The 19016-nt window shown below is 73.5% G+C and carries 19 protein-coding genes and 1 tRNA gene; 11 read left to right on the top strand and 9 right to left on the bottom strand.

The window, feature by feature from the left end; genetic code table 11:
• Positions 1 to 153: 153 nt before the first annotated feature.
• From IE99_RS0126575 to IE99_RS0126545, 7 genes are all read left to right on the top strand, one after another.
• Positions 154 to 909: a 2,3-dihydro-2,3-dihydroxybenzoate dehydrogenase gene (locus tag IE99_RS0126575; protein WP_245623350.1), complete on the top strand. Its 756-nt coding sequence runs from the start codon at positions 154 to 156 to the stop codon at positions 907 to 909.
• 19 nt (positions 910 to 928) lie between these two features.
• Positions 929 to 2098, top strand: a complete 1170-nt coding sequence (locus tag IE99_RS0126570) for an isochorismate synthase (protein ID WP_030176705.1) — start codon at positions 929 to 931, stop codon at positions 2096 to 2098.
• Positions 2098 to 3723 carry a (2,3-dihydroxybenzoyl)adenylate synthase gene (locus tag IE99_RS0126565; protein ID WP_030176703.1) on the top strand — a complete coding sequence of 542 codons (1626 nt, stop codon included), beginning with the start codon at positions 2098 to 2100 and terminating at the stop codon, positions 3721 to 3723. Before IE99_RS0126570 ends, IE99_RS0126565 begins: the two co-directional genes overlap by 1 nt.
• Positions 3724 to 3739: 16 nt before the next feature.
• Complete coding sequence (locus tag IE99_RS0126560) at positions 3740 to 4429, top strand: isochorismatase family protein (protein WP_051713318.1); 690 nt, start codon at positions 3740 to 3742, stop codon at positions 4427 to 4429.
• Between the two features lie 104 nt (positions 4430 to 4533).
• The gene (locus tag IE99_RS0126555; RefSeq protein WP_157610501.1) at positions 4534 to 5625 is read left to right on the top strand and encodes a beta propeller repeat protein; all 1092 of its coding nucleotides are present in this window, start codon (positions 4534 to 4536) and stop codon (positions 5623 to 5625) included.
• A 192-nt stretch (positions 5626 to 5817) separates the two neighbouring features.
• Positions 5818 to 7185, top strand: coding sequence for an amino acid permease (locus IE99_RS0126550; RefSeq protein WP_051713316.1), 1368 nt, complete (start codon positions 5818 to 5820; stop codon positions 7183 to 7185).
• Between the two features lie 17 nt (positions 7186 to 7202).
• Positions 7203 to 8423, top strand: a complete 1221-nt coding sequence (locus IE99_RS0126545; RefSeq protein WP_051713314.1) for an arginine deiminase — start codon at positions 7203 to 7205, stop codon at positions 8421 to 8423.
• Between the two features lie 75 nt (positions 8424 to 8498).
• Here the strand turns inward: IE99_RS0126545 and IE99_RS0126540 are convergent, their stop codons facing one another.
• The 5 genes from IE99_RS0126540 to IE99_RS0126520 form a co-directional block, all read right to left on the bottom strand.
• Positions 8499 to 9353 carry a universal stress protein gene (locus IE99_RS0126540; RefSeq protein ID WP_030176689.1) on the bottom strand — a complete coding sequence of 285 codons (855 nt, stop codon included), beginning with the start codon at positions 9351 to 9353 and terminating at the stop codon, positions 8499 to 8501.
• Positions 9354 to 9548: 195 nt separating this feature from the next.
• Positions 9549 to 11252, bottom strand: coding sequence for a GAF domain-containing sensor histidine kinase (locus IE99_RS0126535; protein ID WP_030176686.1), 1704 nt, complete (start codon positions 11250 to 11252; stop codon positions 9549 to 9551).
• Between the two features lie 60 nt (positions 11253 to 11312).
• Positions 11313 to 11828: a flavodoxin domain-containing protein gene (locus IE99_RS0126530; RefSeq protein WP_037560138.1), complete on the bottom strand. Its 516-nt coding sequence runs from the start codon at positions 11826 to 11828 to the stop codon at positions 11313 to 11315.
• A gap of 172 nt (positions 11829 to 12000) precedes the next feature.
• The gene (locus tag IE99_RS0126525; RefSeq protein WP_030176679.1) at positions 12001 to 12843 is read right to left on the bottom strand and encodes a universal stress protein; all 843 of its coding nucleotides are present in this window, start codon (positions 12841 to 12843) and stop codon (positions 12001 to 12003) included.
• Between the two features lie 61 nt (positions 12844 to 12904).
• Positions 12905 to 13780 carry a universal stress protein gene (locus tag IE99_RS0126520; protein ID WP_030176677.1) on the bottom strand — a complete coding sequence of 292 codons (876 nt, stop codon included), beginning with the start codon at positions 13778 to 13780 and terminating at the stop codon, positions 12905 to 12907.
• 271 nt (positions 13781 to 14051) lie between these two features.
• On the opposite strand from IE99_RS0126520, the gene IE99_RS29810 reads away from it, so the two are divergent.
• Entirely contained in the window at positions 14052 to 14438 is a 387-nt protein-coding gene (locus IE99_RS29810) for a hypothetical protein (RefSeq protein WP_157610500.1), read from the top strand.
• 96 nt (positions 14439 to 14534) lie between these two features.
• Here the strand turns inward: IE99_RS29810 and IE99_RS0126510 are convergent, their stop codons facing one another.
• Positions 14535 to 14822, bottom strand: a complete 288-nt coding sequence (locus IE99_RS0126510; protein WP_030176673.1) for a helix-turn-helix transcriptional regulator — start codon at positions 14820 to 14822, stop codon at positions 14535 to 14537.
• Between the two features lie 64 nt (positions 14823 to 14886).
• On the opposite strand from IE99_RS0126510, the gene map reads away from it, so the two are divergent.
• On the top strand, positions 14887 to 15672 hold the full coding sequence (gene map, locus IE99_RS0126505; protein WP_030176670.1) for a type I methionyl aminopeptidase: 786 nt from the start codon (positions 14887 to 14889) through the stop codon (positions 15670 to 15672).
• Here the strand turns inward: map and IE99_RS30770 are convergent.
• The 3 genes from IE99_RS30770 to IE99_RS0126490 all read right to left on the bottom strand — a co-directional run bounded on the left by IE99_RS30770 (position 15663) and on the right by IE99_RS0126490 (position 17378).
• Positions 15663 to 16544 carry a F510_1955 family glycosylhydrolase gene (locus IE99_RS30770; RefSeq protein WP_342666252.1) on the bottom strand — a complete coding sequence of 294 codons (882 nt, stop codon included), beginning with the start codon at positions 16542 to 16544 and terminating at the stop codon, positions 15663 to 15665. The two genes, map and IE99_RS30770, sit on opposite strands and share 10 nt — an antisense overlap.
• Positions 16545 to 16769: 225 nt before the next feature.
• Positions 16770 to 16841 (bottom strand) — tRNA-Val (locus IE99_RS0126495).
• Positions 16842 to 16952: 111 nt separating this feature from the next.
• Positions 16953 to 17378, bottom strand: coding sequence for a PGPGW domain-containing protein (locus IE99_RS0126490; RefSeq protein ID WP_245623349.1), 426 nt, complete (start codon positions 17376 to 17378; stop codon positions 16953 to 16955).
• A gap of 305 nt (positions 17379 to 17683) precedes the next feature.
• Here IE99_RS0126490 and IE99_RS0126485 point away from each other — a divergent pair, with 305 nt between their 5' ends.
• Together IE99_RS0126485 and ppgK are read left to right on the top strand one after the other, a co-directional pair.
• A complete protein-coding gene (locus tag IE99_RS0126485) occupies positions 17684 to 18097 on the top strand; it encodes an SsgA family sporulation/cell division regulator (protein ID WP_030176661.1) in 414 nt (137 codons plus the stop codon).
• A 45-nt stretch (positions 18098 to 18142) separates the two neighbouring features.
• A complete protein-coding gene (gene ppgK, locus IE99_RS0126480; RefSeq protein ID WP_030176658.1) occupies positions 18143 to 18922 on the top strand; it encodes a polyphosphate--glucose phosphotransferase in 780 nt (259 codons plus the stop codon).
• Positions 18923 to 19016: the final 94 nt, after the last annotated feature.

Here is a 19016-nt window from a genome sequence, read left to right as displayed (position 1 = left end):
TTAGGTTAGGCTTGCCTAAGATCGCGGAACGGTCCATGATCCGTCAAGTCCGGCCCGTCGTGATCCACATCGCCTTGACGTGATCCGATCGCGACTGAAACATAGGCCAGGCTTACCTAACTTAGGTAGCCCTAACCCATCGGAATGGGGATCATGCGCGAAGGTGTGACGGTGGTGACCGGCGCCGCCGGCGGCATCGGCGCGGCGACCGTCACGGCACTGGCCGGCGACGGCCACGCCGTCGCCGCACTCGACTCCGCCGCCGACCGCCTCCGCGCCCTCGCGGACGACCTGGGCGAGCACGGCCGGAACGTGGCGACGTACGAGGCCGACGTGTGCGACACCGCCGCGATCGAGGCCGCGTTCGACGCGATCGAGGCGGACCAGGGGCCCGTCACCGGGCTGGTGAACGTGGCCGGCCTGCTGCGTCCCGGCACCGTCCTGGAGACCTCCGACGCCGACTGGGCCGCGACCTTCGCCGTGAACACCACCGGCGTCCTCGTCGCCTCCCGCGCCGCCGCGCGCCGGATGGCCGGGCGCGGCCGGGGGGCCGTCGTGACCGTCGGCTCCAACGCCGGCGGAATCCCCCGGGCCGGCATGGCCGCCTACGCCGCGTCGAAGGCCGCCGCCGCCCACCTCACCCGCTGCCTCGGCCTGGAGCTGGCGCCGCTCGGCGTCCGCTGCAACATCGTCTCCCCCGGCTCGACCGACACCCCGATGCTGCGCGCGCTCGGCGCGGGCGACGTCATCGCGGGCGACGCCGCGGCCTTCCGCACCGGCATCCCCCTCGGCCGGGTCGCCGAGCCCTCCGACATCGCCGACGCCGTGCTGTTCCTGCTGTCCGAGCGGGCCCGGCACATCACCATGCACGAGCTGTACGTCGACGGCGGCGCGACGCTGCGCGCCTGAACCCCCCGGAGCCACTCCCTTGACCATCCTGACGCAGAGCCATGCCGACCTGCTGGGCGGCTACCGGCCGGGCGACTCGTTCTTCTTCCGGTCCCCCGGCCACACCCTCCACGCGCAGGGCACGGCCGCGACCGTCCCGACCTGCAACACCGTCAACCCGGCGGAGACCCTCGGGCCCCGGGTCGCGCAGGCGCTCGCCGCGGCCGAGGCGGCCGGGCAGCCCCGGCCGATCGTGGTCGGCGCCCTCCCCTTCCACCCCGGCACCCCTGCGCGGCTGACCGTCCCGGCCACCGTCCGGTGGTCCGGCCCGACACCGGTCGGCGCGGCCCCCGCCGAGCCGCCGGTCGCCTTCGGCGCGCTCCGGCACACGCCCCCGCCGGCCGAGTACGAACGCGGCGTCGCGGCGGCCCTGCAACGGCTGCGGGAGGGGCCGCTGACGAAGGTCGTCCTCGCACGGGCGCTGACCCTGGAGGGCGTGACCAGGGCGGACGTCCCGGCGATGCTCCACCGCCTCGCCCACGGCAACCCGGACGGCTACGTCTTCGCGGTCGACCTGCCGCCCGGCGGGACGCTGCTCGGCGCCAGCCCGGAACTGCTCGTCCAGCGGGCCGGCGCGCTCGTCACCGCGAACCCGCTCGCGGGGTCGGCGCCCCGGCACCCCGACCCCGACACCGACGCGCGGACCGCCGAGGCGCTCCTGGGGTCGGAGAAGGACCTGCGGGAGCACGCCGCCGTCGCCGACGCGGTCGCCGACGGCCTCCGGCCGTTCTGCCAGGACCTCCAGGTGCCGGAGCGGCCGTCGCTGACGCGCACCCCGACCATGTGGCACCTGTCCACGCGGATCCAGGGCAGGCTCGTCGACCCCGAGGTCACCTCCCTCCAGCTCGCCGCCGCGCTGCACCCGACCCCCGCCGTCTGCGGGACGCCCCGCAGGCTCGCGCGGCAGGCCATCCAGGAGATCGAGCCGTTCGACCGGGGCTTCTACAGCGGCGCCGTCGGCTGGACCGACTCCTCCGGCGACGGCGAGTGGGCGATCGCGCTGCGCTGCGCCCACGTCACGCCCGACCAGATCCGCGTCTACGCGGGCGCCGGCGTCGTCACGGGCTCCGACCCCGCCGCCGAACTCGCGGAGACCTCCGCGAAGTTCCGCACGTTCCTGCACGCCCTCGGCATCGACCGGGAGCCGTGATGCTCGACCACTGCACCCCGTGGCCCGCCGAGTGCGCCGAGCGCTACCGCGCCGCCGGGCACTGGACCGGCGAGACGTTCGGCGCCCTGCTCGCCCGGCTCGCCGCCGAGCACGCCGGCCGCGTCGCCGTCGTCTCCGGCGGCGACCGCTGGACCTACCGGGACCTGGATGAACGCGCCTCCCGGCTCGCCGCCGGGCTGCACGCCCTGGGCGTCCGGCCGCGCGACCGGGTCATCGTCCAGCTGCCGAACACCGCCGTGTTCCTGGAGACCGCGTTCGCGCTGTTCCGCCTCGGCGCGATCCCGGTGTTCACGCTGCCGGCGCACCGGTCCAGCGAGATCGTCCACCTGGCGCGGCACTCCGAGGCCGTCGCCTACATCGTCGCCGCCTCGCACGACGGGTTCGACTACCGGACGCTGGCGCGCCGCGTCCGGGAGGAGGTCCCGGGCGTCCGGCACGTGCTCGTCGCCGACGGGGACGCGGCGGAGTTCACGCCGTTCGACTCGGTCCCGGTCCCGGTCGCGGGCACGCCGGAGTGGCCCGAGCCCGACGCGTCCGACGTCGCGCTGTTCCAGCTCTCCGGGGGCACCACCGGCACCCCGAAGATGATCCCCCGCACCCACGACGACTACCTCTACAGCATCCGCGCCAGCGCCGAGATCTGCGGGCTGACGCCCGAGACCGTCTTCCTGGCGGCCCTGCCCGTGGCGCACAACTTCCCGATGAGCTCCCCCGGCGTCTTCGGCGTCCTGCACGCGGGCGGGCGCGTCGTCATGGCGCCGCACCCCGCGCCCGGCACGGCGTTCCCGCTGATCGAGGCCGAGCGCGTCACGCTCACCGGGCTCGTCCCCCCGCTCGCGCTGCTGTGGATGGAGACGGCGCGGACCACCCGGCACGACCTGTCCAGCCTGGAGGTCCTCCAGGTCGGCGGCGCCCGCTTCAGCGACGAGGCGGCGGCGCGGGTGCGTCCCGTCCTGGGCTGTGACCTCCAGCAGGTGTACGGGATGGCCGAGGGGCTCGTCTGCTACACCCGCGCGGACGAGCCCGAGGAGTACCGCCTGACGACCCAGGGCCGTCCGATCTCCGCGGACGACGAGATCCGCGTCGTCGACCGCCACGGCGACGACGTACCGCCGGGAACGCCCGGCGAGCTGCTGACCCGCGGCCCCTACACGATCCGCGGCTACTACCGGGCCGACGAGCACAACGCCGCCGCGTTCACCCCCGACGGGTTCTACCGGACGGGCGACGTCGTCCGCCGCACCCCGTCCGGCCACCTCGTCGTCGAGGGCCGCGAGAAGGACCAGATCAACCGGGGCGGCGAGAAGGTCGCCGCCGAGGAGGTCGAGAACCATCTGCTCGCCCATCCGGCCGTCCGGGACGCCGCCGTCGTCGCCGTCCCCGACGCGTTCCTGGGCGAGCGCACCTGCGCGGTCGTCGTCCCCCGCGGCGACGCCCCCACGGCCGCCGAGCTGCGCGCGTTCCTGCGCGGCCGCGGCCTCGCCGGCTACAAGATCCCGGACCGGGTCGAGATCGTCGCGCGGTTCCCGGTCACCGGGGTCGGCAAGATCAGCAAGCGCGAGCTGCGCCGGGCCCTGGCCGCCGGCCTCGCCCCCACCGCCTAACCCCTACGGAGTCGTCATGGGCCTGCCCCGCATCACCCCCTACCCGATGCCGGACGCACTGCCGGCCAACCGGGTCTCCTGGACACCGGACCCGGCCCGCGCCGTCCTGCTCGTCCACGACATGCAGAACCACTTCGTGGACGCCTTCACTCGCGACGCCGAGCCGATCCCCCGGCTCATCGCCAACATCAACGAGCTGCGCGTCCGCTGCGCCGACCTCGGCGTCCCCGTCGTCTACACCGCCCAGCCCGGCGCGCAGCCCCTGGAGCAGCGCGGCCTCCTGCAGGACTTCTGGGGCGACGGCGTCCCCGGCGAGGCCCGCGCTTCACGGATCATCGACGAGCTCACCCCGGCGGGCTCCGACATCCTGCTCACCAAGTGGCGATACAGCGCCTTCCAGCGCACCACGCTGCGGAACACGCTCCTGCGCGGCGGCCGGGACCAGCTCATCATCACCGGCATCTACGCCCACATCGGCTGCCTGATGACGGCCTGCGACGCCTTCATGCGCGACATCGAGCCGTTCTTCGTCGCCGACGCCACCGCCGACTTCTCCGCCGAGCACCACGCGTCCGCCCTCACCTACGCGGCCGAACGCTGCGCGGTGACGCTCACCACCGGCACCGTCCTCTCGTCCCTGGCCGGCCCGGCCGCGGTGGCCACCGCCCGAGCCGGGACGGCCGACCGGCCCGCCGCCTTGACGTAGTAAGGCGGGGCCGTCCGGATGTGGACAAAAGGACCGGGCAACCGTGGAACATCCCGGCCCGTCCCCTTCACGTAGATCGTCTCGGACGGCTGGAAGGCAGAGCGATGAAGCTTCGGGGAGCGGCGACGGCCGTGATGGGGGCCGCGGTGGTGGCGAGCACCGCGCTGGCGGGAACGGCGGCCGCCGCGCCGCCGGCGCCGGCCGAATGGAGCGTCACCTCGCTGACACGCCTCACCGGGAACGAGTACCTGAGCGATCTCGCCGCCACCGGTTCGACGAGCGCCTGGGCCGTCGGGGGATCCTGGAGCGCCGAGAACCGCCCGCTGCTGTACCGCTGGAGCGGCTCCTGGCAGCAGGTGCCCGTACCCGCGCAGGTGGACACGGCCCTCGGCCACGTGGCCGCCTCGTCCGACACGAACGTCTGGGCGTTCGGCACGCGGGCGCAGGAGAACCCCGCCCTCAAGGCGTTCCGCTGGAACGGCACCGCGTGGCGCGCCTCGGTCGTCGAGAGCGGCGACGTATGGCTGCGTGACGCCGACGTCCTGTCGCCGTCGAACGTGTGGCTGGCCGTCAGCGGCGGCAGCGGCGCCGAGCCGCTGCGGCGCTGGGACGGCGGGACGTGGAGGCGTGTCGCCGCCCCCGCCGACAACGTGCACGCGATGCATTTCACCTCGGCCCGGAGCGGCTGGGCCGTCGGCGACGCCGGCGGGCTCCCCCGGATGCTGCGCTGGAACGGTTCGGCCTGGAAGTCCGTGGCGCTGCCCCGGATCCCCGTTCCCGAGGGCGCGACCGCCGCGCTCAGCGACGTCCTTGCCCTCTCGCCCACGAACGTGTGGGCGGTGGGCGCCACCACCCGGCTCGTCGGGGACGACGAGGAGTTCCGCCCGATCGTCCTGAACTGGAACGGTTCCGCGTGGCGCACCGTCACGACACCCGACTACCGCTTCGACCTGTCGAACCTCGCGCCCGACGGCGACGGCGGGTTCTGGGTGATGGGCGGGGTCGAGACCCTGGTCCACCACCGCGCGGGCACGTGGACCGCCGTCCCGCGCCCCACCCTCCCTGAGACGGACGGCGCCTTCGGCCGCATGGTGAACGTCCCCGGCACGAAGACCATGCTCGGCGTCGGCTGGGCGACCCCGTGGGGCGCCCCCGAGGACGACGGCTCGGACGGCGTCTTCTTCGCGGCCCGCTGACCACCGCCTCTCATCGCGGAACGCTCCCGGCGCCCCGTGCCCCCGGGGCCGGGGACACCCGTCCCTGATCGCCGGGAGCGTTCCGCAGGGGACCTTCGTCCGCCACTCCGGGGACGGACGACCGGCGCCCCGCCCCACCGCACGGTGATCAGCTGATCATGCGGCATCCGCCGCCCGTGTGAGGAGGCAACGATGAGTGCGAATCCGGCCCGCCGGAAGCTGGGGCTGTGGATGGCCTCGGCCCTCGTGGTGGGCAACATGATCGGGTCGGGGGTCTTCCTGCTGCCCAGCTCCCTTGCCGAGTACGGGCCGATCAGCCTGGTCGCGTGGGTGTTCACCGCGACCGGGGCGATCCTGCTGGCACTGGTGTTCGCGCGGCTCGCACGGGCCTACCCCCGCACCGGCGGCCCGTACGCGTACGCGCGGCGGGCGTTCGGCGACTTCGTCGGCTTCCAGACCGCCTGGGGCTACTGGATCGCGGTGTGGGCCGGCAACGCGGCCATCGCGGTCGCGTTCGTCGGATACCTCGCCCACTTCTGGCCCGGCCTGGGGAAGAACAACGTCCTCGCGGCGGTGGTCGGGCTGGCGGCGATCTGGCTGCTGACCGCAGTGAACGCCTACGGCGTCCGGCAGGGCGGCGCGGTGCAGGTCGTCACCACCGTCATCAAGCTCGTGCCGCTGCTCATGATCGCCGTCGGCGGGCTGTTCTTCATCAAGTCGGCCAACTTCGGCGAGTTCAACGCCTCCGGCGGCAGCGCCTTCTCGGCGGTCACCGCGGCGGCCGCGCTGACGCTGTGGTCGTTCATCGGCCTGGAGTCGGCGACCGTCCCCGCCGAGGACGTCGAGGACCCGGAGAAGACCATTCCCCGCGCCACCATCGCCGGGACCGCCGTCACCGCCCTGATCTACATCCTGTCGACGGTCGCGGTGCTGGGGCTCGTCCCGGCGGCCGCCCTGGCGACCTCCACCGCCCCGTTCGCGGACGCCGCGGACGCCGCGTTCGGCGGCTGGGCCGCCGACCTGGTCGCCGCCGGCGCCGCCATCAGCGCGTTCGGCGCGCTGAACGGCTGGATCCTGCTGCAGGGACAGGTGCCGCTGGCCGCCGCCCGCGACGGGCTGTTCCCCAAGGTGTTCGCGCGCACCGGGCGCGGCGGCACCCCCGTCGTCGGCCTCGTCATCTCCAGCGTGCTGGTCACCGGGCTGATGGTGATGAACTACAACGCCTCGCTGGTCGACCAGTTCACCTTCATCATCCTGCTGGCGACCCTCACCACCGTCATCCCCTACGCCTACGCCGCCATCGCCGAGCTCGTGCTGCTGGCCACCGACCGGGCCGCGTTCTCCGGCGGGCGCCTCGCCCGCGACGCCGTCATCGCGCTGCTCGCGTTCGGCTACTCCGTCTGGGCGATCGCCGGGGCCGGCTACGAGGTCGTCTTCAAGGGCACCCTGCTCATCTTCGCCGGGATGCCGGTCTACGCCTGGCTCAAGTACCGGGCCGAGAACGCCCCCGTCCGGGCACTGCCCTCCAGCGCACCCGAACCGCCCGCCAAGGCCGCCTGAAAAGAAGGGATCCCCCCGTGTTCACCGTCACCTCCGAGGCCGGGCGGCTGCGGCAGGTCCTGCTGCACCGCCCCGACCTCGAACTCCTCCGCCTCACCCCCGCCAACAAGGACGAGCTGCTCTTCGACGAGGTCCTGTGGGCCAAGCGCGCCCGCCAGGAGCACGACGTCTTCGCCGACACCCTCCGCGAGCGCGGCATCCGGGTCCACTACCTCGCCGACCTCCTGGCCGAGACCGTCAAGATCGACGACGCGCGGGCGTGGGTCCTGGACCGCACCGCCTCCGAGACCGCCCTCGGCCCGACGCTCGCGGACCCCGTCCGGTCCGTCCTGGACGACATGGACCCGCACACCCTCGCCCGGCACCTCATCGGCGGCCTCACCAAGGACGACCTCGGCCTCGCCGTGCACAGTCTGCTGCTGGCCTCCCTGGACGGCGGAGACTTCGTCCTCCCGCCGCTGCCCAACCACCTCTTCACCCGCGACCCGTCGGCGTGGATCGGCGGCGGCGTCACCCTCCATCCGATGGCCAAGCCCGCGCGGCGCCGCGAGACCGCCCACCTCGCGGCCGTCTACCGGTTCCATCCGATGTTCGCCGACCAGGACTTCCCGGTCTGGTACCCGGGCGACGACCACGCGCTGCCCACGATCGAGGGCGGTGACGTCCACGTCGCCGGTGGCGGGCTCGTCCTGATCGGCATGAGCGAGCGCACCACCCCGCAGGCCGTCGAGCTGCTCGCGCAGCGGCTGTTCGGGGCGGGCGCCGCCCACCACGTCATCGCCGCGCAGCTCCCCCGCAGCCGCGCGTTCATGCACCTCGACACGGTCATGACGATGGTCGACCGGGACACCTTCACCGTCTACCCCGAGCTGCCCCCGCTGCGGTCCCACACCCTGTCGCCCGGCCGCGACGGGACGGTCGTCGTCCACGAGAACGAGGCGCTGTTCCCCGCGATCGCCCGCGCGCTCGGCCTGCCGCGCGTGCGCGTGCTCACGGCCGAGCAGGACGTGCGCGCCGCCGAGCGCGAGCAGTGGGACGACGGCAACAACGTCCTGGCGGTCGAGCCCGGTGTCGTCGTCGCCTACGAGCGCAACGTCACGACCAACACCATGCTGCGCCACAACGGCATCGAGGTCATCACCATCCCGGGCGGCGAGCTCGGCAGGGGGCGCGGCGGCCCCCGCTGCATGAGCTGCCCCCTCGAGCGCGACCCCGTCGGAGAGGAGACGATTCCCTGAGAAACGACCGCGCACATGGACGGGCCGGGCGTCCCCTGGACGCCCGGCCCGTTCGTGCCGGTCAGACCGTCGCCGTCACGCCATGTCGCGCGGCACGAGGGCCACGGTGCACGGCGCGTGCTGGAGCAGGGCGCCGCTGGTGGCGCCCAGCGTCAGCGGCTGGACGAGGCCCGTGCCGCGGGTGCCGACCACGACGAGCGCGGCCTCGTCGGCCGCCTCGAAGAGGGCCTCGCGCGGCGAGCGCATCACCAGCGACGTCCGCGCCTCGACAGTGGGGTACTTGACGAGCCAGGGCGCGACCGCCTTCTCCAGGACGGCTCCGCACACGTGGCGCAGCTTGTCCTCGTCGTCGAAGAGCGAGAGGTCGCCGTCGGGCGCCGCTCCCGGCTCCCAGCAGCCGTAGACCGCCCGCAGCGGCCAGCCGCGCAACGCCGCCTCCTCGAACGCGAACGCCAGCGCGGCGTTCGCTCCGGCCGAGCCGTCGACCCCCACCACGATGAGGTCGCGGCGCGCCGAAGCCGGCCGGACGACGACCACCGGACGGTGCGCGTGCGCCGGGAGCTGCAGCACGGTCGACCCGACGGGGACCTGGTCGGGTTCGTGGGAACCCACCACGATGGGCTCGGCGCCCCCTTCCCTCTGGAGCAGGGCCGCGAACGCACCGCCCTCCATCAGCGCCTTGCGGACCTCCAGGCCCGGCGCCGCCTCGCGGGCGAGGGCCACCCCGTTGTCGAGCAGGTGGCCGGCCATCCGCTTGACGATCGCCACGCCCTCGACGTCGAGGTAGTCGCTCGGGTAGGGCCAGCGCCAGGCGTGGCAGACGGTCAGCGGCAACCGCCGCATCCGGGCCTCGGTCACCGCCCAGCGCACCGCCCGTGCGCTCTCCTCGGTGCCGTCGTATCCGACGAGCACGTGGGAATCGCCGGTCATGTCATCCACCTCGTTCCGTACCGCTCACTTCTGGTGCGGCCGCCGTCGCGCGGCCCGGGCAGGTCGATGATCGAGTTGTGATCAGGTCACCCCTCCCATGGGTGGTTTCCCGTTCACCACCAGCCTGAACGGACGGCGCCCGAGAGGTAAGAGCCGAAGGTCCCGCGACGGCGTCCGGCCCGCCGCGCCGGGTCCTCAGGAGTCGTTCAGGGGAACGCTCCAGAGCAGGACGGTGCCGCCCTCGGCACCCGGCCGCACCTCGAACGCGCCGCCCAGGGAGGCGGCCCGGTCCTGCATGTTGCGCAGGCCGCTGCGCCTGCCTCCGTCGGAGACGCCGACGCCGTCGTCCTCGACCCGCAGCGTCAGGTCGTCGGCCACCTGCGCCACCACCCGGACCTCGTTGGCGTGGGCGTGCCGGGCCACGTTGGACAGGGCCTCCTGCAGCACCGCGAGCAGGTGCTCCGCCGTCCGGTCGTCCACGGCCGTGTCGAGCAGGCCGTCCAGCCGGACCGAGGGGGCGAATCCGAGGCTCTCGGCGGACGCGTCCACGAGCGCGTGCAGCCGGCTGCGCAGCGACTCGTCCTCGTCCGTCGCCTGGAGCTCGAAGATCGACGAGCGGATCCGCCGGATGGTGTCGTCGAGGTCGTCCACCGCCCGCTGCATCCGGGACGCCACCTCGGGCTTCTGCGCCATCTTGATCCCGCTCATCAGCGTCATGGCGGTGGCGAACAGCCGCTGGATCACCGTGTCGTGCAGGTCCTTGGCGATCCGGTCGCGGTCCTCCAGCAGCGCCAGCCGCTCGCCGTCGCGGCGCCGCTCCCCCAGTTCCAGGGCCACCGCCGCCTGCGCGGCGAAGGGCTCCAGCAGCCGCTGCACCCCCGCCGTGAACACCGATCCGCCCGGCGCGTTCATCACGGAGATCACGCCCCGCGCGGACGCGCCGAGACCGAGCGGCACCGCCAGCAGCGGCCCGACGGCCGCCTGGTCCGGCGCACCGGCCTGCCGGGCGTCGGCCAGCCGCAGCGCCGCGCCCTCCCGGTAGACCCGCCCGGCGACCGAACGGTCGATCGGGACGCTCATCCCGCGCAGCCGCTCGGCGTCCATGCCGTCGGCGGCCTCCACCAGCAGGCACTCGCTCGTCTCGTCGACGAGCGCGACCGTCGCCAGATCCGCGCCGACGATCTCGCGGGCGCGCGCGGCGACGAGCGCGGTCACCTCCGCGAGGCCGGCCCCCGACAGGAGCGCGGTGGAGATCTCCGCCGACGCCTCCAGCCACCACTCCCGCCGCCGCGCCTCCTCGTACAGACGGGCGTTCTCGATCGCGACGCCCGCCGCCGTGGCCAGCGCGGTCACGACGACCTCGTCCTCCTCGTCGAAGTCCCCGCCGGCCTTCTCGGTCAGGTACAGGTTTCCGAACACCTCGTCGCGCACCCGGATCGGCACACCGAGGAACGTGCTCATCGGCGGATGGTTCCGCGGGAAGCCGTGCGACTCGGAGTGCTCGGCCAGATCGGGCAGCCGCAGCGGGCGCGGCTCCTTGATCAGCAGGCCGAGGATCCCGTGCCCGTGCGGCCAGCCGCCGATCGCCTCGATCTCCCGCTCACCGACCCCGACGGTGATGAACTCGACCAGGCGTTCGCGGTCCTCGTCGATGACGCCCAGCGCGCCGTACCGCGCGTCGACCAGCGTCGTGGCGGCCTCGGTGATGCGCCGCAGCACCTGACCGATCTCCAGCTCGCCGCCGATCGAGACCACGGCCTCCAGCAGGGCGTGCACCCGGTCGCGCGTCGCCCGCGCCGTCTCCAGCCGCGCCTGCAGCTCGGTGAGCAGATCGTCCAGCTGCAATTGGGGGAGCAGTGGTGTCGTACGTTCCTCGCCGGTTCCCGCCGCGTGCGCCATGCCCGCAAGTATGTCGATCAACGGACGGGATGTCAGCTTCGGGACCTTGGTCCCGAAGCATCAGTGCCGCCGGACTCTCCCGGCCGCCCTCCGCAGCTCGCCGCCGATCCCCGCCGCCCATGCCCGCACCTGCTCACGGTCACGGTAGTCCCCGCTCGACTTCTTCGCGACCGCGGAGGCGAGGAACCCCTCGGCGTCGGGCGCCAGGCGTCCGCCGAAGGTGGCGTGGCCCCTGGCGCCGGCCTTGCGGGCGGCCTTCGCCACTCCCCGCACCGGCTCCAGGTCCCCTTCCCCGGCCGTGGCGTCGAGCGGGCCGCTGCTGAACAACCACAGCGGCCGGGACGCCAGCCCGCCGGCGAACCGCCGGACGAAGCGGCGCGCGTCGCGGTGCCAGCGGGCGGCGTAGAGGGCGCCGCCGAGGACGACGGCGTCGTACCCGTCCAGCGCCATGACGGAGCCGGCGGGACGGACGTCGGGATCCAGTCCCGACTCGATCAGCGCGGCACCGATCCACTCGGCGATCTCGGCGGTCCCGCCGCGCTCGGAGCCGTAGGCCACCAGTACCCGGATCATCATGACCCCCTCCTCATCGGTGGCTCGCACCTTCAGCTTCCCCCCGCGCCGCCGCGCGGGCCAGAGGCCGCGGGTCCACCGGATCGGGGACCTTCGGCCCGCGTCGCGACGTGCGAAGGCGCCGAACCGGGAAACGGTTCGGCGCCTTCGCATCGAGGGGCCGCCCGGAGCGGGATCAGCCCTCGGGGTCGCGTCGCGGCACCACCACGACGGGGCAGTGCGCGTGATGCAGGACCGCGTGGTCGACGCGCCCCAGCGCCATACCGCCCGGACCGCGGCCGTGGTGGGCGCCCACCACCACGAGCGCGGCGTCCTCGGAGGCGTCCACCAGGGCCTGCGCCGGAGGGCGGTCGGAGATGTCGCGCACCACCGGGACCTCGGGGAAGCGCTCCCCGAACCCCGCCAGGGCCTCCGACAGCTCCGCGTCCTCCGCCATCCGGCGGCGGGGAGCGCCGAACTCCGCCCCCACCGCGTGCAATGCGACGATCCCGGCCCCCCGCGTCGCCGCCTCGGTGAAGGCCCACTCGAGGACCGCGTTCTCGTCGTGCCGGCCCTCGATCCCGACCACGATCCTCGCGGGCGCGTCGGTGGGGTACTGCGCGGTATGGGAGACGACCAGCACCGGGCACCGCGCGTGCGCCGCCGTGTACGCGCCGACGGACCCCAGCAGCAGCCCGGCGAACCCGCCGAGCCCCCGCGACCCCACGGCCACCAGCGAGGCCCGCCCGCCCTCCTCCTCCAGCGCGTGCCGCGCGTCGGCCGGCACCAGGCGCGTCGTGACGTCCAGGCCCGGGTGGATCTTCAGCACGTACTCGCGCGCCTCGGCGAGCAGGTCCTCGCGTTCGGCGGTCAGCCGGCGGAGCGCGTCCTCCGGAATGCTCCCGTCGGGCAGCAGCGCCCGGGAGCCGTGCACGAGCAGCAGCGGGAGACGGTGCCGGGCGGCGTGTTCGGCCGCCCAGTCCAGGGCCCGCCAGGCGTGCGCGGAGCCATCGATTCCGACGACGATCGGTGCTCGCATGGATCTTCCCTCCTGCGCCCTCTCGGGCTCTCTCTCCTCCGACGCCGGCGCGGTGACCCGGTCAGGCACCGCCGTCGGCACCCGCGTGGGCGACCGCCACGGCGCAGGGGGCGTGGTGCAGCAGCGCGTGGCTCACCGACCCGAGGAGCAGGCCGCGGAAGCCACCGAGCCCGCGCGTCCCGACCACCAGGAGCCCCGCGCCCTCCGCCGCGTCCAGCAGGACCTCCCGCGGCGCACCCGTCACCACGTCGGTCCGCACCGGCACACCGGGGTACCGCTCCTCCAGCGGGGCGACGAGCGCGGCGAGCCGCTCCCCCGCCAGCCCGCGCAGGCCCTCGATGTCGACCAGCGGCAGCGTCCCCGCCTCGGCGTACGCAGGCCAGGCCAGCACCGCCCGCACCGCCGCCCGGTGCAGATGCGCCTCGGCGAACGCCAGTTCCAGCGCCGCCAGCGACGCAGGCGAGCCGTCGACGCCCACCACGACTGCGCCGAAGCCGTCCCGCCCGGCCCCGGTCTCCTCCCGCGTGGCGACGATGGGGCAGGGCGCGTGCGCCGCGAGCGCCGCCGTCGTGGAGCCCAGGACGAGGTCCGCGAACCCGCCGTGCCCACGCGAGCCCACCACCACGAGCTCCGCGTCCTCGGCCGCCTCCATCAGCACGGACGCCGCGGCACCCCGCCCGAGCACCGCCTGCACCTCGTCCGCCTCCTTGCGGGCGAGCTCGGCTCCCGCGTTCAGCACGTCCTGCGCCATTCCGTGCAGGTCCGCGACGGGCACCGCCATCGGGGCGCCCGCGAGGTAGACCTCCCAGGCGTGGCAGACGGTCAGGGGAACCACCCGCAGCCGCGCCTCCGCGGCGGCCCACCGCACCGCGGTCTCGCTCTGCGCGGAACCGTCATAACCCACCACGATGCCGCGGCTCTTCCGTCGATCGTCCATTTCGGCTCCCGCCGTCCGCGAGCGCCCTGCAGCAGGCGCGGTCCTCTCGTTCACACCTCCAGCCAACTGTGCGGCGGCGCCGTACCGTAGGGCTTTTGGTCCCGGCATGCCGGGACCAAAAGGGGCTCAGGTCCAACGGCCCACAGGCCGGGACGAAGGTCTCTGTGGCGGGTGCGGCCATCGGCGCCAGTGTGGTGACGCACCCGAAACCGGAGCGACGCCCCGGCACCCCGCCGGCGGCCCACCGCCCCACTCCCGTCCAGGAGCACTCATGCGACACGAGGCCAGAGTCACCGTGGAGCCCACGGTGGAAGCCCTCACCCAGCCGATGACCTTCACGCTGTCGGGTGACGTCACGACCGCGGAAGTGCAGCGGGCCCGCGAGGTGTTCACGCGGGTGCTCGCCCACTCCCACGAGCCGGTCCTGCTCGTCCGGACCGCGCTCGGGGTCGCGCCCTCCCACAAGCCCGACGGGCAGGCGGAGGTGTCGGTGCACGCCGACGTCAACGGCCGGCCGCTGCACGCGCACGCCATGGCCCCCACCCTCCACGAGGCGATCGCCATCGCGGCCGACCGGCTGGCCGCCCGGCTGGCGCGCACGGCGCGCGACTGGGAGTCGCGCCGCGGAGGACACCCGCATGGAGCCCACCCCGCCTGACGCGGACGCACCGCTCCAGCGTGATCACACCGGCTCGCCGCGACCGGCCCACAGCCATCCGGACGCGACGAGCCGACGTGTTCCAGCCGGCGGGACTCACGAGCCGAGCCGCTCGGGCGCGTCTCGGCCCCGGTCGAGTTCGGGCCGGTTGATCTCCGCCCACACCGCGTCGAGGGAGAGCCCGAGGACGTCGGCGATCGCCGCGATGGTCGGGAAGGCGGGGGTCGCCACCCGGCCCGTCTCGATCTTCCGGAGCGTCTCCGGCGAGACGCGCGCGTCCAGCGCGACCTCGAGCATCGAGCGCTCTCCCCTGGCGAGGCGCAGCAGGGCGCCGAGGCGCTGCCCGCGCTCGACCTCCGCGACGGTGAGCGGCAACCTGACCATGCCCCGATTCTAATACCGGCATAATATGGCCGGGATAGTTATTGGACGCAGGAGAGGGAACCGCGTGATCGAGATCCTGGACGCCGCCGGACTGGCGCGGGCGCGAGAGACGGGCGCCCTCGTCGCCGACATCCTGCACACGCTGAAGGGCCGTACCACGGTCGGCACGAACCTGCTGGACATCGACCGGTGGACCGCGTCCATGATCGTGGAGGCCGGCGCGGAGTCCTGCTACGTCGACTACGAGCCGTCCTTCGGCCGCGGGCCCTTCGGGCACTACATCTGCACGGCCGTCAACGACGCCGTGCTGCACGGACGGCCGCACGACCGCACGCTCGCCGACGGCGACCTGCTGACCCTCGACCTCGCCGTCTCCAAGGGCGGTGTCGCCGCGGACTCCGCCATCAGCTTCATCGTGGGCGACGCGAAGCCCCCGGAGAGCATCGCGTTGATCAGGGCGACGGAGCGCGCCCTGAGCGCGGGGATCGCCGCGGCCGGGCCCGGCGCCCGCGTCGGCGACATCTCCCACGCCATCGGCTCCGTCCTCCACGAGGAGGGGTATCCGATCAACACCGAGTTCGGCGGCCACGGCATCGGATCGACGATGCACCAGGATCCGCACGTCCCGAACACCGGGCGCCCGCGGCGCGGGTACAAGCTTCGTCCCGGGCTGCTGCTCGCGCTGGAGCCGTGGGTCATGGCCGACACCGCCCGGCTCGTCACCGACGCCGACGGGTGGACGCTCCGGAGCGCTACGGGCTGCCGGACGGCCCACAGCGAGCACACGATCGCGATCACCGACGACGGGGCCGAGATCCTCACCCTGCCGTCGCGGCCGAGTCAGCGGTAGACGACGCCGAAGGTACGGCCGTCACGCGACTCGTACACCGTGCCGTCCTCCCCCGCCGCCAGCAGCCTCCGGCGGTCGACGGCGGTGAAGGCGATCACCCGCCCGCCCGGCACGGCGCCGGCGCTCCGCCACGAGCGGCCCTCACCGACCCGCACCCTCCCGCCAGGTGCGACGCCGATCAGGACGCCCCCGTCGAGCGCGTCCACATGGGTCAGCTCCGGCGCTCCCCGAACCGGCGTGAACGCGGCGCCGGAGTCGTCGCTCACCTGAAGCCCGTCAGGCGTGGTCGCGTACACCCGGGCCGGCCGGTCCCGGTGTGCCGCCAGGTCGTACACGCCCAGGACCGCCCCGATGGTCCACGTGCGGCCGCCGTCCCTGCTGTGCCGGACGGCCCCCGTCTGGCTGTCGTACGCGTACAGGACGGGACCGGCCTGCTGGAGGGAGTGGAAGTCGGCCTTGCCCTTCTCGGAGATCGTCGTCCAGGTGGCGCCGGCGTCCGGGGAACGGATCAGCCCAAGGTGATGCGGAGCGCCCTCGGCGATGTCGGCGGGCGCCGGATGGCCGCTGGCCAGGAAGGTCCGCGGCCCCACGACGGCGAAGCCCATCATGTCCGGCTTATGCCCCGCGACCCGGCTCGCGCCCCCCTTACCGTCGATCTTGAACAGCCCGGTATGGGCGGCGAAGTAGGCCGCCCCATCGGCCGGATCGACACCGAGGGCGTGAACATGCCCCGGATCGATCTCGCCATCGGAGGGCGCAACGGACGGACTGGCGGAAGGCGTCGCGGACGGCGCCGCAGAACGTGTGCCGGACGGCTCAGCCGACCCCCCGTCGCCCGCGTCGTCGCCGCACCCCGCGACCACGACGGACATGACCATCACGAGACCGGCGCGCAGAAAACGCCGAGGACGAGCGCTCACCGGACACCTCCCCGATCCGCCCTGGTGGCCGAGCCGGGGTCATCATCCCCTGGTCGAACGCATACATGCGGAGATCACCTCAGCCCCCGGCGGCAACGTCGCTCCTCAAGAGAGCCGTGCGGCCGGAAGAACACTGAGACCCTCCGGCAGAACGCGGGAGGGTCTATGGGATCGGGGTGGGCGATACTGGGTTCGAACCAGTGACCTCTTCGGTGTGAACGAAGCGCTCTCCCACTGAGCTAATCGCCCCGGGCGTCGGGTGTGGCCCTCCGGGGGCGTTCCGACGTCGGAAACTCTAGCGCATCCCGGTGGGTCTTCGCGCAACCGCGGGCGAAGGGGGCGCCCGCGGACGACGAGCGGTCAGTCCCAGAACTTCGGGTCTTCGATGTTCCAGGGCAGGGTGTAGTCGTAGACCACCAGGTAGGCCACGACGGCGGCGCCGCCGAGGATGCCGCAGGTGATGCCGACGATGAGGTTGCGGCGTTTCTTGCGGGGGTCCAGGGCCTTCTCCTTGGCGCGCTCGGCGGCGGCCTTGGCGCGGTGGAGGGCGCGCTGGGCCCAGGCGAACTCGGTGGCGAGGATCGCCAGGCCGAGGACGATGCCGACGATGCCGGGGCCGGGCGTGACCATCATGACGAGGCCGCCGGCGAGGACGGTCATGCCGACCGTGAAGACGCCGATCTGCCACGCGGTGTTGAGGAGGGTATGCCTCCGGATCATTTCGCGGAAGCGCTGCAGCGGTCCCGGCTCCTTCGCCGGGGGCAGCTTCGGTTCGGGTTTCGTCACCACAATTTGTCACCTTAAGGCAGACGTCGGTTCGCCGCGGTCGCCCACGACCACACGGTACCCCGGCCCCGCGGGACGTACCGGAGTGCACGACGCTGGGGGCGCATGCCGGAAAGATCCGTCTTTGCCCAGGTCAGGAGGGGATTTTTAGGAAGTGAGATGGGTCACAGGAGGCGGTCACGATGGAATGTTCAACGGAGTTCCGGCAGTTAGGCGTCATAGATCGCGGGGACATCCGTGTGGAGGGATCCCGCACAGCAACGGAGCACCCGCGCGCAGCGGCACCGACGTATGAAGGAATGGCCATGAACAGCAGCACCACGATCTCAGCAGAGCTGGGCCTTCGTCTCGTCGTCCCGGACCGCACCACCGTGCCCCTGCTCGCCGGGCTGCAGTACGCCGCGGACGACCCCTATGCCATCAGGATGGCCTTCTACGTCGGCGACGACGAACCCGTCGAGTGGATCTTCGCGCGGGAGCTGCTGACCGTCGGCATCGTGCGCAAGGTCGGGGACGGGGACGTCGAGGTCTGGCCGGGCACCGACGACGGATCGCTGAACATCGCGCTGTCGTCGCCTTTCGGCAACGCCCTGTTCGAGGTCCCGCTGGCGCCGCTTGCCGATTTCCTGCACCGGACGTACCAGGCCGTCCCGGCGGGGCGGGAGCCCGAGTTCATCGACATCGACACCGAGCTGGCCACCCTGCTCTGGTCGTCCTGAGCGCCGGCCCGCCTTGGATCCCCGAAGATCGGGCAGGATCGGGTCATGGGCGAGGAAACACTCGGGATCGACATCGGCGGCTCGGGGATCAAGGGTGCTCCGGTCGACACCGCGGAGGGCGCGCTGACGCGGGAGCGGTTCCGGCTCCCGACGCCGAAGCCGGCGACCCCGCGCGCGGTCGCGAAGGTGCTCGGCGACGTCGTGGAGCACTTCGGCTGGACGGGCCCCGTCGGGGTGACGTTTCCCGGTGTGGTGGTCGGCGGGGTGACGATGTCGGCGGCCAACGTCGACCGGAAGTGGATCGGGCTCGACGCGGCGGCGCTGTTCCGGGAGGCGACCGGGCGCCCCGTGACGCTGCTGAACGACGCCGACGCGGCCGGTCTCGCGGAGATGCGGCTCGGCGCGGGACGCGGGAAGGGCGGCACGGTGGTCGTGCTGACCCTCGGGACGGGCATCGGCAGCGCCCTGTTCACCGACGGTGTGATCGTCCCGAACACCGAGTTCGGGCATCTGGAGATCGACGGCCATGACGCGGAGACGCGGGCGGCCGCGCGGATCCGCGAAGAGGAGAAGCTCGGCTGGGACGAGTGGGCGGAGCGGCTCGGCCGGTACCTGTCGCGGCTGGAGGCGCTGATCTGCCCCTCGCTGATCATCCTGGGCGGCGGGGTGAGCAAGCGGGCCGACCGGTTCGTCCCGCTGATCACGGGGGTGCGGGCGCCGATCGTCCCGGCGACGCTCGTCAACAACGCGGGAATCGTGGGCGCGGCGATGGCGGCGGCCGCCGCCGCGCATCCCCGGGAGGCCGCCGAGGTCCGCCCCTCCTAGATCGTTGATGGGGGTTTGCTGAACCGGCCGCGGGCATGGCGAAGGGCGCCCATGATCAGTGTGTGAAGACAAACCTGGACGCCCTTCTGACCGC

Origin of the sequence: Spirillospora albida, from assembly GCF_000718255.1 — a bacterium.
Taxonomy (GTDB): domain Bacteria; phylum Actinomycetota; class Actinomycetes; order Streptosporangiales; family Streptosporangiaceae; genus Spirillospora; species Spirillospora albida.
Note: the sequence above shows the minus strand (reverse complement) of the source record. Positions and strands in the feature narration are given on the sequence as shown.